This window comes from Mesorhizobium sp. M0037 (assembly GCF_040323635.1).
Taxonomy (GTDB): Bacteria; Pseudomonadota; Alphaproteobacteria; order Rhizobiales; family Rhizobiaceae; genus Mesorhizobium.
Genome location: NZ_JAMYVB010000026.1, coordinates 24,654 through 39,224, shown reverse-complemented (window position 1 = coordinate 39,224; position 14,571 = coordinate 24,654). Strand labels below are relative to the sequence as shown.

13 protein-coding genes and 1 pseudogene are annotated in these 14,571 nt (G+C 62.9%); 5 read left to right on the top strand and 9 right to left on the bottom strand.

Annotated features, from left to right (window positions below; genetic code table 11):
• The first annotated feature begins 144 nt into the window (after positions 1 to 144).
• Both NKJ78_RS28205 and NKJ78_RS28200 read left to right on the top strand, forming a co-directional pair.
• Positions 145 to 312, top strand: a complete 168-nt coding sequence (locus tag NKJ78_RS28205) for a hypothetical protein (protein WP_196813564.1) — start codon at positions 145 to 147, stop codon at positions 310 to 312.
• Positions 313 to 563: 251 nt separating this feature from the next.
• Entirely contained in the window at positions 564 to 1,514 is a 951-nt protein-coding gene (locus tag NKJ78_RS28200; RefSeq protein ID WP_023818043.1) for an alpha/beta hydrolase, read from the top strand.
• A 123-nt stretch (positions 1,515 to 1,637) separates the two neighbouring features.
• On the opposite strand, the gene NKJ78_RS28195 is transcribed toward NKJ78_RS28200, so the two are convergent.
• On the bottom strand, positions 1,638 to 2,537 hold the full coding sequence (locus NKJ78_RS28195) for a LysR substrate-binding domain-containing protein (protein WP_023670389.1): 900 nt from the start codon (positions 2,535 to 2,537) through the stop codon (positions 1,638 to 1,640).
• A gap of 202 nt (positions 2,538 to 2,739) precedes the next feature.
• Between NKJ78_RS28195 and NKJ78_RS28190 the strand changes: the two genes are divergently transcribed.
• The 3 genes from NKJ78_RS28190 to NKJ78_RS28180 all read left to right on the top strand — a co-directional run bounded on the left by NKJ78_RS28190 (position 2,740) and on the right by NKJ78_RS28180 (position 4,711).
• The gene (locus NKJ78_RS28190; RefSeq protein ID WP_023681786.1) at positions 2,740 to 2,925 is read left to right on the top strand and encodes a hypothetical protein; all 186 of its coding nucleotides are present in this window, start codon (positions 2,740 to 2,742) and stop codon (positions 2,923 to 2,925) included.
• A 363-nt stretch (positions 2,926 to 3,288) separates the two neighbouring features.
• Entirely contained in the window at positions 3,289 to 3,423 is a 135-nt protein-coding gene (locus NKJ78_RS28185) for a hypothetical protein (protein ID WP_023681787.1), read from the top strand.
• Positions 3,424 to 3,772: 349 nt separating this feature from the next.
• Positions 3,773 to 4,711, top strand: a complete 939-nt coding sequence (locus NKJ78_RS28180) for a GlxA family transcriptional regulator (protein ID WP_348524244.1) — start codon at positions 3,773 to 3,775, stop codon at positions 4,709 to 4,711.
• 14 nt (positions 4,712 to 4,725) lie between these two features.
• Here NKJ78_RS28180 and NKJ78_RS28175 read toward each other — a convergent pair whose 3' ends face one another.
• The 8 genes and pseudogenes from NKJ78_RS28175 to NKJ78_RS28135 all read right to left on the bottom strand — a co-directional run bounded on the left by NKJ78_RS28175 (position 4,726) and on the right by NKJ78_RS28135 (position 14,530).
• The gene (locus tag NKJ78_RS28175; RefSeq protein WP_023696446.1) at positions 4,726 to 5,523 is read right to left on the bottom strand and encodes an ABC transporter ATP-binding protein; all 798 of its coding nucleotides are present in this window, start codon (positions 5,521 to 5,523) and stop codon (positions 4,726 to 4,728) included.
• Positions 5,520 to 6,293 carry an ABC transporter permease gene (locus NKJ78_RS28170; RefSeq protein ID WP_023688107.1) on the bottom strand — a complete coding sequence of 258 codons (774 nt, stop codon included), beginning with the start codon at positions 6,291 to 6,293 and terminating at the stop codon, positions 5,520 to 5,522. The genes NKJ78_RS28175 and NKJ78_RS28170 overlap by 4 nt, the downstream gene beginning before the upstream one ends.
• A 91-nt stretch (positions 6,294 to 6,384) precedes the next feature.
• Positions 6,385 to 7,335, bottom strand: coding sequence for an ABC transporter substrate-binding protein (locus tag NKJ78_RS28165; RefSeq protein ID WP_023688106.1), 951 nt, complete (start codon positions 7,333 to 7,335; stop codon positions 6,385 to 6,387).
• Positions 7,336 to 7,433: 98 nt separating this feature from the next.
• Positions 7,434 to 8,279, bottom strand: a complete 846-nt coding sequence (locus NKJ78_RS28160; RefSeq protein WP_023691008.1) for a DUF1194 domain-containing protein — start codon at positions 8,277 to 8,279, stop codon at positions 7,434 to 7,436.
• A gap of 90 nt (positions 8,280 to 8,369) precedes the next feature.
• On the bottom strand, positions 8,370 to 10,931 hold the full coding sequence (locus tag NKJ78_RS28155; protein ID WP_352460722.1) for a GcvT family protein: 2,562 nt from the start codon (positions 10,929 to 10,931) through the stop codon (positions 8,370 to 8,372).
• Positions 10,932 to 11,085: 154 nt separating this feature from the next.
• A pseudogene (locus tag NKJ78_RS30860) lies at positions 11,086 to 11,843 on the bottom strand (FkbM family methyltransferase).
• Complete coding sequence (locus NKJ78_RS28140; RefSeq protein ID WP_352460725.1) at positions 11,840 to 13,066, bottom strand: hypothetical protein; 1,227 nt, start codon at positions 13,064 to 13,066, stop codon at positions 11,840 to 11,842. Before NKJ78_RS28140 ends, NKJ78_RS30860 begins: the two are co-directional and overlap by 4 nt.
• A gap of 33 nt (positions 13,067 to 13,099) precedes the next feature.
• Positions 13,100 to 14,530 (bottom strand): aspartate aminotransferase family protein, encoded by a 1,431-nt coding sequence (locus NKJ78_RS28135; RefSeq protein WP_352460735.1) that lies wholly within the window; start codon positions 14,528 to 14,530, stop codon positions 13,100 to 13,102.
• Positions 14,531 to 14,571: the final 41 nt, after the last annotated feature.

Genomic DNA, 14,571 nt, shown 5'->3' with positions numbered 1-14,571 from the left:
TGCAAATGTTTCCAGATCGCACCGATCTGGAAACCGAAACGCTGTTTTGGCGCAATACGTCCGATACAGACGTGAAGCATTTAACGGACATCGAATGGCGGACCGGACTATTCCGCCGCCACAACGCTCCAAAGGAGAATAGAGATGTTCGAGACCCTCGGCCGTTTTCGTGCGGCCATGAAGAATGCACAGGCCGTGCGCGCCATGAACAACCTGCCACCCGAAATCCAGAAGGACATCGGCTGGCCCGTGTCGCCGCGCATCGACGCCCAGACCAACCTGTCGCGTCTGATCCTGGGCTCGGGCCGCTGATGACCTTCGCCGACAAGTGCAAATTGCTGACTAAGCGCCGGGGCCGCCGCATGGTCCCGGCTGCGACCGACATCAAGCTTCGCGCCGCGCTGCTGCCCCGGCGCTGAGCCGCGCTGCGCAAAACAGCGGACCTGGCTGATCAAACAACCGTGTTGGCTTGGGCCAGAATCTTGACATTTCGGCTGGAGGTACGATCTTCGCGACAGTGGGGGAATTCTCTTAGTCGGCTGCGGCCGAGCTTGTTTAGGCGAATGCCCAGTTTCAAAAGCCACCTCGTTTCCTTCATCCTCCGGCACAGCCGCAAGAAGGCATTTGCCAGCCCGGAAAACCTGCAGCGCTGGATCGCCTATGCCCGCAAGACCGAGGATCATCATCCCCCGGCATTGCTGCGGGAGCGGCTCGATATCACCGAGCGCAGCGTCGATGGCTTCCCTGTCTATGAAATCGCGCCGAAGGCCGGCGAACGCAGGCGCATCCTCTACATGCATGGCGGCGCCTATGTCTTCCAGATCACATCCTATCATTGGGGGTTGATCGCCGAGGTCGCCGAGCGCTTGGGTTTCGGCATCACCGTGCCGATCTATCCCATCGCGCCGGAGCATGATTTCCACGCCATGTTCGGCATGGTCGGCGACGTCTACCGGCAGATGCTGGATGAGACCGACGCTGAAGACATCGTCTTCATGGGCGATTCCGCGGGCGGCAACATGGCCGTCGTGCTGACCATGATGGCGGCTGAGGAAGGCCTGCCCTTGCCGTCGCGCCACGTGCTGATTTCACCCGGCCTCGACATGTCGCTGTCCAACCCCGAAGTGTTCGAGGCGGAACGCAACGATCCGTGGCTCGGCATTTCCGGCGGGCTGGAAGCGATCCGCATGTACAGTGCCGGCATTGATCGCAGCGACTGGCACATCAGCCCGCTCTATGGCGACCTCGCGGTGCTGCCGAAGACCCTGCTTCTGACCGGCTCGCACGACCTGCTCAGCCCCGACAATCTGATCTTCGCCAAAAAGGCGCGCGCTGCCGGCGTCGACGTCGAGGTCGTCTACGAGGAAGGCATGTTCCACGTCTGGCCGCTGATCGAGATGCCGGAGGCGCGTCGCGCCAGGGACAGCATCGTCACCTTCCTTGAAGGTGAGCCAACTGCGCGGCGCACGGCGCGACCCGCTCTCGCGGCGCGCCCCGCCCAAGCAGCGGAATAGCAGAGCAATTCCAGGAAAAGTGTAAAACGGTTTCCCGGGAAAAGCGTGTAGCGCTTTCCCTTGGGAATTGCGTCAAAACAAGGAGTTAAAGCGGCTCGCGTTTCCGTGAAACGGTGAACCGCTCTAGAACTTGCCGGTTTCGCGGAAAAGCTCGAACGTCGCACGGATATGGTCGGCGACGGCCTTGACCGGCGCGCTGGCGTCCGGCGACACCACCATCGCCAGATTGTAGGTGCCGATATCGGGCATGCCGTCCTTCGGGCAAAGCTCGACCATGTCGTTGCCGAGGAACGACTTCGGCAGCGGCGCAACCGCGAGATCCGACATGATGGCGGCGCGCTGGCCTGCCGTGTGGGCGCTCATATAGGCGATGCGGTAATTGCGGCCTTCACGGCTCAGCGCATCGAGCGCGCCGGCCCGCCAGGCGCAGCCCTCTTCCCACAGCGACACCGGCAAAGGCTCGCGCAGATGCGCGCTGCCGCCCTTGGCGCCGGCCCAGACGATCGGCTCGGTGAGCAGCACCTCGGCGCCGAGTGCGCTGGTCTTGTAGGAATTGGTCAGCAGCGTGATGTCGAGCGCCCGGTCGTCCATGCGGCGGCGCAGATTGCTGCTCTGGTCGATGGTGACGTCGACGGCAATCGACGGATGCGACTGCGCGAAACGCTTCAGCACATGCGGCAACACGCGCTCGCCATAGTCGTCCGGCGAGCCGAGCCGCACCACGCCGACGATCTCGGGGATGATGAACTTCGACACCACCTCGCGGTTGATCGACAACAGCCGGCGGGCATAACCGAGCAGCATCTCGCCATCCGTGGTCAGCGTCACCGAGCGCGCATCCCGCGCGAAAACAGAGCGCCCGAGAATGTCCTCGAGCTTCTTGATCTGCATGGAGACCGCCGACGGCGTGCGGAACACCGCATTGGCCGCCGTGGTGAAACTGCCGGTCTCTGCAATGGCCACGAAGGTGCGCAAAACGTCGAGATCGAGCAGCGGCAGCGGATGATTGAGTGGGGCGTTCATCGGGATCGACCTTCAATTTTTCTGATGTGAAGCATCATTCCATTTCGTTTGATTGAACATCAGATTGGGAGGATAGTCAACTCCATCGAAGGCAGGACGTGCCATGGCTCCAACGCTCCTGACACGGAATTGCACTCGATGCGGAATATCCAGGCGACGGAACGCGTTCATGCGGGACGTGCCACAACCAAAGGAGAATGAAATGTCTATCCTGTCATCCATCGGTCGGCTTGCGACCGAATTGAGCGCGGCCCGCGCCCGCTTCCAGACCGAACGTGCGATCCGCTCGCTGCCGATCGAACTGCAGAAGGATATCGGCTGGCCTGAAGCTGCCGACACCAAGACCGGTGCACGCCACGGCGTCGGATCCTGGGCTGGAGCAAAGTAAACCATTGTGTACCTTGTGCTGAAGGCCTGCCGCGCAGACCAGCCCGGCAGGCCTTCTCTATTGGCCCTGCAGGCTTTCTCCAACTTATTTGCACTCAAATGATTTTCAGAGCCGTGTCGCCGCTGCATGGCGCATATGCGTCACTTGCATGGCGCCTCAATGTCGCCGGTAACACACTGTAAGTAATCGTAAATTTTGGGCACCATGCCCAATAATGTCGCAAACGATGTCGCATTTCCATTCAAGCGCTTCGCATTTGCGATTTAGTTTCTGCTCACGCAGGCCTATATCACCGTCAGCAAACGAGCTGCCCCACTCCATCAAGCGAAGGCGACCCGTCTGAGCAACCGATAGGAGATGATAATGAAGCTTTTTGCCCGCCTCTTTGCCCGCCGCGAAATGAACCTGACGACCGCTCTCGAGCGCCAGCGCCTTGCCAATACCATGCCCGGCCAGACCGGTGCCATGAATGCGGTGCGCCTCGGTTTCGTTGCCTGAGATAACGGCTAGCGCTCAGCGCTTCCCTGCCGCTGCCGATAGTCGATAACAGCGCCGCTTCGGCTTGACCGAAGCGGCGTTTCTCATTTTTGGCACCTATGCCGCCGCCACCATGCCCAATCCGTCGGCAGCCCGTGCCTGTCATCCCGGACGATTGCTCATTTGCGACCCATGTCGCAAATATAGTTTCCGCTTAGCCCCCTAGCCGATTGACAGGAATGGTTTTTCCTGATGTCGCTGTGCTGTTCGCGACATCCTGTTCGCGCCATGGCCGCGTGAGGTTCCCTTGAACGCCGTAAAGCATCCGATCAAGCGATCGTTTGTATTCTTCCTTGTCCCGGACTTCACCATGATCGCCTTTGCGACGGCGCTCGACCCGCTGCGCTCGGCCAACCGCATGCTCGGCTATGAGGCCTATCGCTGGCGCCTCGCCAGCATCGACGGCAAGCCGGTGCGCGCCTCCAACGGCGTCGAATGCGCCGTCAACACCTCGCTCGAGGAAGAGCGCAAGAAAATGGCCGGGCCGGATCGGCCGAACATGGCCATCGTCTGCAGCGGCATGAATGTCGAGCGCTACCAGAATAGGTCGGCCTTCGCCTGGCTGCGCGAGGAATACAACAGAGGCGTCGCCGTCGGCGGCCTGTGCACCGGCGCGCATATCCTTGCCGCCGCCGGCCTGCTCTCCAACAAGCGCTGCGCCATCCATTGGGAAAACCTGCCGGGCTTTTCCGAGGCCTTTCCCAAGGCCAACGTCTTTGCCGACCTCTTCGAGATCGACCAGAACATCTACACCTGCGCCGGCGGCACCGCCGCCCTCGACATGATGCTCAAGCTGATCGGCGACGATTTCGACGACAATCTGGTCAACCGCGTGTGCGAGCAGGTGCTGACCGACCGCGTGCGCAGCCCCACCGACCGCCAGCGCCTGCCGCTGCGCGCCCGCCTCGGCGTGCAGAATTCCAAGGTGCTGACCATCATCGAACTGATGGAAGGCAATCTCTCCGAACCGCTGTCGCTGATCGAGATCGCCGACCATGTCGACCTGTCGCGCCGCCAGATCGAGCGCCTGTTCCGCACCGAGATGGGCAGATCCCCTGCCCGCTACTACTTGGAAATCCGCCTCGACCGCGCCCGGCACCTGCTGATCCAGTCCTCGATGCCGGTGGTCGAGGTAGCGGTCGCCTGCGGCTTCGTCTCGGCGTCGCATTTCTCCAAATGCTACCGCGAACTCTATGCCCGCTCGCCGCAGCAGGAGCGCGTCGACCGCAAGCAATTGCTGGCGGCCTGATCCCGAAAACGCACTCAGGCTTCGGCGGGCTGCGCCTGTACTGTGCGCATCGCCTCGACGCGGATATCCTCGGTCAGCCGCGCCTTGAGCGCCGAGAACTCCCGGCTGGTCTTCAGCGTATAGTGACGCGGATGCGGCAGGTCGATGGCGACATCCGACTTGATGCGGCCTGGCCGCGCGCTCATCACGATCACCCGCGAAGCCATGAAGATCGCCTCCTCGATGTCGTGGGTGACGAACAGCACTGTCTTCTTGCGCCGCTCCCAGATGCCGAGCAGCAGTTCCTGCATCAGTCCGCGCGTCTGGTTGTCGAGCGCACCGAACGGCTCGTCCAGCAACAGGATTTCGGGGTCGTTGGCCAGCGCCCGGGCGATCGCCGTGCGCTGCTGCATGCCGCCGGACAGCTGCTTTGGCCAATGGTTCTCGAAGCCCTTGAGCCCGACGAGGTCGACATAGGAAGCGACGATCCCGTCTCGCTCCTTTTCGGCCATGCCACGTTCGCGCAGGCCGAAGGCGATATTCTGCGCCACCGTTAGCCACGGAAACAGCGTGTAGGACTGGAACACCATGCCGCGATCCGGTCCCGGCCGCGTCACCGCCTTGCCGTCGAGCAGCACACGGCCTTCGCTCGGCGCTTCCAGGCCGGCAACGATCCTGAGCAGCGTCGACTTCCCGCAGCCGGACGGCCCCAGAATGGTGATGAAGTCGTTGGCCGCGACCGCAAGGTCGACCGGCATCAGCGCCTTGACCGGCTGCCCGCCGCGCACGCCGGCGAAGGTTCGCGAGACGCCTTCGATAAGCAACTTGCTCATGCCAGGCTCCAGGGAAAGAGCCAGCGATTGAACGCCTTGAAGGCGAAGTCGGACAACAGTCCGATCAGCCCGATGACGATGATGCCGAAGATGATCTGCCCTGTCGCCAGCCGCGACTGGCTATTGATGATCATGTAGCCGATGCCTGAGGACGAACCGATCAGCTCGGCGACGATGACATAGGTCCAAGCCCAGCCGAGCACCAGCCGCAGCGTCTCGGCAATCTCGGGCGCATTGGCCGGCATGATGACCCGTTTGACGATACCGCTGTTGGTCGAGCCCAGCGTATAGGCCGCCTCGACCAGGTCGCGCCGCGTCGAGCCCACCTTGACCGCGACGATCAGGATGATCTGGAACACCGAGCCGACGAAGATGACCAGCAGCTTTTCCAGCTCGCCAATGCCGGCCCACAGGATGAGCAGCGGAATGAAGGCCGAAGCCGGGAGGTAGCGGGCGAAGGAGACGAACGGCTCCAGAAACGCCTCTATTGGTTTCCAGGCGCCCATGGCGATGCCGATCGGCACGGCGACGATCGACGCCAGCAGGAACCCGCCGAAGACCCGCCAGATGGTGATCAATATGTCGAGCCAGAAGCGGTCCTCGACCAGCAGCCGCCAACCATCCCGCAGCATCGACAGCGGGTCGGCGAGGAAGATGCGGTTGACGTGGCCGCCAAGCGTGATCCACGCCCAGAAGGCGACGAACAGCACGAAGAAGGAAATGCCAAGCACGGTTCGAATGCCCGGCGACACCGGATGCAAGGGGCGCATCTTCAGATCGTCCGCATCGTCAAATCATCACTTGTCCAGGAGAGAGCGGCGGCCCTAGGCGCCGCCGCACAATGGTCAAAGGCGAGGCCTGTCAGTTCGCCACCGCGCTGGTGTCGGCCAGCGTGGCAACGTCTGGCGCTTCCTTGATCAACCCCATCTGCAGCAGAAGCTCGCCGGCGGTCTTGGAAAAGTCCTGGAATTCCTTGGTGAAGAACTGCTTGTTCTCCGCCTTGTCGGCCCATTTCAGGTATTTCGCCGAATCCTCGAATTCTTTCGCAGACTGCTTCACGTCGGCGCCCATGATCTCGTAGGATCTCTGCGGATCGCTCTTGATCAGGTCGAGCGCTTCGAAATAGCTGTCGGCCAGCGCCTTGGCGGCGTCGGGATTGGCGGTGAGGAATTCAGGCGTGCAGCCGACCGTGTCGAGCACCATCGGGTAGTCGAGCGTGGTCGCCAATATGTGGCCCTGATCGGACTTGTCGCGCACCGCCGAGATGAACGGCTCATAGGTGACCGCCGCATCGTTCTGGCCGGCGAGGAAGGCTTGCGCCGCCGCATCCGGTTCCAGGTTGACGACGGTCACATCCTTGGTCGACAGGCCGTTCTTGTTCAGCACCCAGGCCAGCATGAAATAGGGCGACGTGCCCGGCGCCGAGGACGCGACATTCTTGCCCTTGAGGTCGGCGACGGTCTTGATGTCGTTGCGCACGACAATGCCGTCGGCGCCATAGGATTTGTCGAGCTGGAAGATCTGCTTGGTGGTGACGCCGCTGGCGTTCCACACCAGCCAGGTCTCGACCGTGGTGGCGGCGCATTGCAGATCGCCGCTGGCGATGGCGAGCGGCCGGCTGGCCTGCGGCACCTTCTTCAGGGTCACGTCGAGGCCATGCTTCTCGAAGATGCCGGCCTGCTTGGCGAGCGTCAGCGGCGCAAAGCCGGTCCATCCGCTGATGCCGATGGTGACCGATGTGGCAGCCTCGGCCGGCACGGATATTGCAGCCGCAAGCGCCAATACCGCGGCAGCGACGATGGTCTTGTTCATGTCGGTTCCCCTTGTTTTTCGGATGCCGAATTGTGTCACAGACGCCCATGGGCTTGTCAATGAAACCGGCCCTTCACGGCAGCGTGATGATGCGAACGCTAACGGGCATCGAACATCCAGCTGCGGTCGCGCCACATCTTTTCGCCGACCTGGCAGTCGGTCGGCCGGTCCTGCGCCAGCACCACCGGCGGATGCCCGGCCTCCTCGCGCGCCCGTTGCGGCGAAGCGGCGCCGGCCAGCTCCAGCACCAGCTTGCGGCGGATGGCTTCGGGAAACTGCGTCCAGTCATTGACCGGGATCATGAAGGATCCGGGACCGCCGATGACGCAGTCGCTGTAGTAGCGGTCGAGATTGTTGACGTCATAGGCGCCGCCGAACCCGCCGCGCGTCATCAGCGGCAGGCCGTTGATGATGATGCCTTGCTTGACCACCGCGTCGCGGGTGATGTCGACGGGCGCGCCCTGGTTGTTGGGCCCGTCGCCGGAAATATCGATGACGCGCTTTGTCCCCTGAAAACCGCTTTCGGCGAACAGATCGCTGCCGAATTCCAGCGCGCCGGAAATCGAGGTGCGCCGGGCGCTGGCCGGCGGATGGGCGGAAAGCTGCGCGGCCACCCGCTCGGCATCGGCCCGGCTGGCGATCACCGTCCACGGCACGACGACCTGCTGCGTGGTCGCTCCCGCCCATTCGACATAGGTGACGGCGACCTTGCCGTAGGCGCCATCGGCGATGGCCTGCAGAACATTGTCGTGCGTCAGCGCAGCAGCATAGCCGTGACGCTGGATTTCAAGTTCGCCCGGCGACATCGACAGCGACACGTCGACGGCCAGCACCAGCTCGACGTCGACCGGCTCGGCGGCTTGAACCGGCGGCACCAGCCAGAGCCCCAGCGCCAGCGCGGCGCTGCCTGAAAGGAAATGTCGTGCGCAAGAAAAAGCAGACATACCCGAAGGTAAGCGAAAACCGGCTGCTGACAAAGCAAAAAGCCCGGCGAGGTGCCGGCTTTTCGATATGTTGGTTGGAACCGATGAAGCTCAACTCCTCGGCTTCAGATTCTCTGGATCGTAGAGCGGCTTGTAGCCGACGGCAGCCACCTCGACCGGGTAGGTCTCGCCGAAATATTCGATGGCAAACTTGCGGCCCTCCTGGGCATGGGCCCAGGGCAGATAGGCGAGGCCGATGTTCTTGCCGATGGTCGGGCCGTAGGCCATCGATGTGGTGAAGGAGCGGCGGCCGAGTTCGTCGACCAGCGTCTCGCCGGTCTTCGGATCCATCACCGGCATGGTGCCGACGGGATAGCGGGCAACACCCTTCGAATCGACGTTTTCCGTCATCACCAGCGTGCACAGGATCGCCGGCTGGTGCTCGCGGGCGCGGTATTCGACATGTTTGGCCTTGCCGCAGAAATCGTTCTCCTTGACCTTCGGTCGGGCAAGGTCGGCCTCAAGCAGATTGTACTCGGTCAGAAGGTCGGCGTTCTGCAGGCGCAGGCTCTTTTCCATGCGCCGCGTGTTGGCATAGGTCTCGACGCCGAACGGCATGACGCCGGTCGAGCGCAGCGCGTCCCAAACGGCCAGGCCGTCCTCGTAGCGCATGTGCAGTTCCCAGCCCTGCTCGCCGACATAGGAGATGCGGAAGGCGGTGACGTCCTTGCCGCCGATCCTGACCGGCTTGATCGCCGCGAAGGGGAAGTTCTCGAGCGAGAGACCATCCGGATTTTCGACCACTTTCCGCAGTGTCGCCCGCGCGTTCGGTCCCCAGATGCCGATGGTGACGTATTTTTCCGTCACGTCGGTGATGGTGACGTCAAAGCCTTTGTCCTGCGCGGTGCGCTGCATGTAGCGGAAGTCGCGCGGACCGGCGTCGGCGCCGTCGATCAGACGGCAGCGGTCGGCCATGCGGATGACGGTGAAGTCGGCGCGCACCATGCCTTCCTCGTCGAGGAAGTGGGTGTAGATACCCTTGCCGATATTGTTGTCGCCACCAATCTTGGCCGCGCACAGCCACTCCAGCAGCGCGACATGGTCCGGCCCTTCGATGTCGTACATCGAGAAATGCGAGAGGTTGACGATGCCGCAATCCTCGCTCATCGCCAGGTGCTCGGCATTGGACACCCGCCAGAAATGGCGGTTGTCCCATTCGTTCTCACGTATGGGAACCCGGTTGCCATACTTCTCCAGCAGATGCTCGTTGGCGGCATAGCCATGCGCGCGCTCCCAACCGCCCAGCTCCATGAAGTAACCGCCAAGCTCCTTCTCGCGCTCCCAGAACGGCGAGCGGCGGATGTTGCGACCTTTGGAGAACGGCTCGCGCGGATGCACCGCTGGATTGTAGACCTTCATCGCCGTCTCGGTGCAGCGATCCCAGATGAACTGCTCTTTCGTCTGGTGCGGATAGAAGCGCGCATAGTCGATGGCGTGATGGTCGATTTCCGTGCGGCCGTCCGTCATCCAGTCGGCGATCAGCTTGCCCATGCCGGGGCCGTCCTTGACCCAGATGGCGACGGCGTACCAGAGGCCCCTCACCTTCTGGCTCTCGCCCATGGACGGGCCGCCATCGGCGGTCACCTGCAACAGGCCGTTGAAGGAATGGCTTTCGTTATAGCCGAGTTCGCCCAGGATCGGCGTCAGTTCCATGGCGCGCTCCAGCGGCGCCAGGATCTGCTCCATGTCGAGATCGCGCTGCGACGGCGACAGCCGCGCCTGATCCTTTTCCAGCAAATCGCGCGGATGGCAAAGACGCGGATTGGTCTCTTCGTAGTAACCCCATTCGATCTGGCCGCCTTCGGCGGTCTTGGGATCGCCGGTGTCGCGCATATAGGCCGAATTGCCTTGGTCGCGCAGCAGCGGCCAGCCGATCTCCTTTCCGGTGCCGGCGAATTGATTGTAAGGCCCGAAGAAGGTCAGCGGATGGTCGATCGGCATCACCGGCAGGTCCTCGCCGACCATCTCGGCGATCAGCCGGCCCCAGATGCCGGCGCAGACGATGACATAATCGGCCATGATCGTGCCGCGGTCGGTGACGACGCCCTTGATGCGGCCTTCCTCGACGATGAGAGATTTGGCGGGCGTGTTGGCGAAGGATTTGAGTTTCCCCGTAGCTTCCGCCTGGTCGGCCAGCTTGCCGGCGACGGTCTGCGAGCGCGGGATGACCAGGCCGGCGTCCGGATCCCACAGGCCGCCCTGCACCATGGACTCTTCGATCAGCGGGAATTTTTCCTTGATCTCGGCCGGTTCGATCAGCCGGGCGCGGGTGCCGAAGGATTTGGCCGAGGCGATCTTGCGCTTGATCTCGTCCATGCGGCTGTCGTCGCCGACGCGCGCCACTTCGAGGCCGCCGATGCGGGCATAATGGCCCATCTTTTCGTAGAAATCGATCGAGTAGAGCGTCGTCCAGCAGGACAAGAAGTCGTGGCTGGTGGTGTAGCAGAAGTCCGAGGCATGCGCCGTCGAGCCGATGTCGGTCGGGATGCCCGATTTGTCGATGCCGACAATGTCGGTCCAGCCGCGTTCGATCAGATGATGGGCGATCGACGCGCCGACAATGCCACCCAGGCCGACGATGACGACCTTCGCCTGTTTCGGAAACTCTGCCATTGCCGCGACTCCAAGGGGATAAAGCGGGCGTGTCCGCGCCCGTTCGAATGGCGCACAATATGCAGAGGACGTGGATGGAGCTACCGCCTGTTTGCGACACGTCGCAGATGCGACGCGACCCGGCGCGCCGGCGGGCCGCCAGTGGCGATCTATCTCAGGCGAAGGCCCAGATGTCCTCGGCCTGGAAGCCGACCTGATAGCCTGATGTCTGGAGCTTGACCACGACCTCGCCGATTTCAGCCGCCGGCAGCGCGCCGACCTCGACCTTGATCATGCCGGGGCGGTAGCGCTTGAGGTCGAGCTGTTCGAAGACGATCCAGTCGGCGCCCTCGCAATCGACCAGGAAGGCGTCGATATGCGTGATGCCGTTGCGGTCGAGCAGCGTCTGCAGCGTTTCCGACATCACCTCGATATCCCTCACGTGCGGCGCGAACTTGTTGAAATTGGCGTCGTCCTCGCCCCAGGCATTCTTGCCCGACATCAGATTGGTGTCGGTGACCGACGAGCAGCCGATGAACTCGATCGGCAGCGTGCCGGCCTCGAGTGCCGCGGCATCGAAAGTGTGGACGGTGATCGTGCCCTTGGTCTTCGTCACCGCGACCGGTTCGATGACGAAGCGTTCCGTGTCGGGATAGTTGGCGCGCAACCGCTTCTGATCTTGTACGGGATCGGCTCGACCAGCACGGCCCGGGCCCGCGGAATGCGGTGCAGCCACGGCGTGACGTCGTCGAACAGCGCGCCGTCGCAAGCGCCGACATTGACCATCTGGAAGGCTTGCCCACCGCCAAACCGCGCCTTCAGCGCCGCCTTGGCCAGGAGTTTCGTGCCACGCAACGCCGGCCCGCGATCGAGCAGACCGGCAGGCAGGCCGAGTGAAAGGGCGATGCGCGCCAGCCCGGAAATGGAACTCATGGCTTATCTCCAGGTATGGCGATGGGCCGCCTTCCATTCAGGCTTGCCGACGCCCACAGCGCCATGATCGGGCCGACAAGCAAAAGGTAGGGCGGCAGAAGGTTCGGGAAGTAGATGCGGGTGTCGTGGATCGGAAAGACGGTGAATTTCGCCAGCACGCCAAGCACCAGCGCTGCAAGCAGGATGCCGGCGCGACGATCGAGCCGGAAGCCGGCGCGGCCGAGCGCAAACCACGCGGCCAGCGCCAGAACCGAGACCCCGACCCAGCTGTTGATGCTGATAGCGCGAATGAAGGATGCGGCAAACGCCTTGAGATAGGCGCCAACCGAGAACGGCGGCTCGAAGCCATCCATATTGTAGTGCTGCTCGATGCTGGAGAACCACAGATGCGGCCACCAGCCGGGATGCTGGGCCCAGTGCGAAATCGCGAAATAGGCGACGAAGGACGCGGCAAAGCCGGCCAGCGCGCCCCACGCCCGCTGCCGGAAGACCAGCAGCAGCACGGCGAAAATGGCCAGGAACACGATGTTGTCCGGCCGCGCCATGAAGGCCAGGAAAAGCAGGACAGCGGTCGCTGCCTCGCGGCCGCGCACATAGGCAAGCAGCCCGCCGAGGAACAGCGCCGAGCACAACAGATCCGGGGTCGAGGCGCGTGCGGCATCGCCGAAATCGGCCATGATCAGCACCGCGCCGACCACAGGCGCCAGCGCAAGCGCGCCTTCGGTTCGCAGCCAAAGCAGCGTGATCATCCCGAACAGCAGCACCGAGACCACCTGCAGCACCCGCATCGCCTCGACCGGCGACATCACCGAACTCATCGTCGACAGCATCTCGGCATAGAGAAACTTGATCCGGTACATGCCAAGCAGCGAGTGAAAGTCGGCGGCATCTTGCGCCATATGGCTGCGGAAACCGCCGCCATCGTCGGTCAGCGTCTTGTAGTCGGCGGCCGACACGCCGGCCTGGACCGTCCTGTAGGCATAGTCATGCAACGCCTGCGCATCCGGGTAAGCGCCCTCCTCGGCGATTGCGAGATAAGGCAGCATGTCCCAATTGGCGTCGGGCATCGTCCAGGCCATGAACGCCGTCAGCAGGATATAGAGCGAAAACGCGATCGCGCCGACCGGAGCCGCCCATCGCGCATAAGTCCCCTCGCCCCGCGCGAGAGCGGCCGCGGTCAGCCGGTCGAGTGTGTTTTGCGGGGCGGGAGACTTGCTCAGCATTGTCGGACTCGGGACTTCGCTCAACGGATTTCTTTAACGGACCTGGCTTTTGACGAAATCCTTCACGATTCCCACAATGCCGCGCGACAGCAGGCTATCGAAAGCATCGACGAAACGGTCGACATGCTCGCGCTGACAGATCAGCGGCGGCTCGAGACGGATGACGTTGCGGTTGTATTCGGTGAAGGCGACGAGCACGTCATAGTCGCGCAGCAACAGCGCGCCGACGAAGCCCGACAGCGAGCCCTTCAGCTTGTCGTCGAGGACGCTGACGATCGGACGCAGCACGATCGGCAAGGTCTGCGAGAAGTCGTGGAACTCGAGCCCGACCATAAAGCCCTTGCCGCGCACATCCTTGATGATCTTCGGGTACTTCTGCTTCAGCGCCTGCAGGCGCTGAAGCAGATAGTCGCCGGTAGTGGCGGCGTTGTCGATCAGCCCCTCATCATAGAGCACGTTGATGCCCTCGATCGCGGTGACGCAGGCCTCGCCCATGCCGCCAAAGGTGGCCATGGCATGGATCATCGCCGTCTTCGGCGTGCCATAGGCCTTCATATAGACCTCGCGCCGGGCGATCATCGCGCCGACCGCCGCCTTGCCGGCGCCGAGCGATTTCGCCAGCGCCGTCACATCGGGCACGACGCCATAATGTTCGAAGGCGTAGAAGCGGCCGGACCGGCCATAGCCGCACTGCACTTCATCAGCCACCCACAGCACCCCATAGTGGTCGCAGAGCGCGCGCAATTTCTGCCAGTATTGCGCCTCTGCCTGGATGATGCCGCCGCCGCCCTGGATGGTCTCGAGTACGATGACGCCGACCTCCGGGTCGGAGCGGAACAGCCGCTCGACCGCTTCGATATCGGCGAACGGAATGCGCACGGTGTTCTCAGCCATCTTGAAGTCCGCGCGGTAGAGCTGGCCGTCGGTGATGCCGAGCACGCCCTTGGTCTTGCCGTGGAAGGAATTCTCGGCATAGACGATTTTTGGCCTCTTCGGCCCGGCGGCGCGCTCGGCGAGCTTCACCGCCGCTTCCATCGCTTCCGAACCCGACGAGCCCAGAAACACCATGTCGAGATCGCCGGGCGAGCATTTGGCGATGTTGTGCGCAAGGGCCGATGCATATTGCGACATGAAGGCGATGGCGATTTCCTGGCGCTTCTCCTCCTGGAATTTGCGCCGGGCCTCCAGGATGCGCGGATGGTTGTGGCCGAAGGCCAGCGAACCGAAGCCGCCGAAGAAGTCGAGAATCTTGCGGCCGTTCTGGTCGATGTAGAACATGCCTTCGGCACGCTCGATCTTGATCTTGTGGAAGCCGAGCAGCTTCATGAAATGCAGCTGGCCCGGATTGAGATGCGCCTTGAACAGGTCGGTCATGCGCGCGACATCCATCGCCTTCGCCTGCTCGACGCTGATCAGGTCGGGCTTGGCGATGGCGGTAGGCGACAACGCCGGCGCGCCGACCATGGTGCGCGCGTTCGTCTGCTCAGGCTTGGCCATGACGGTCA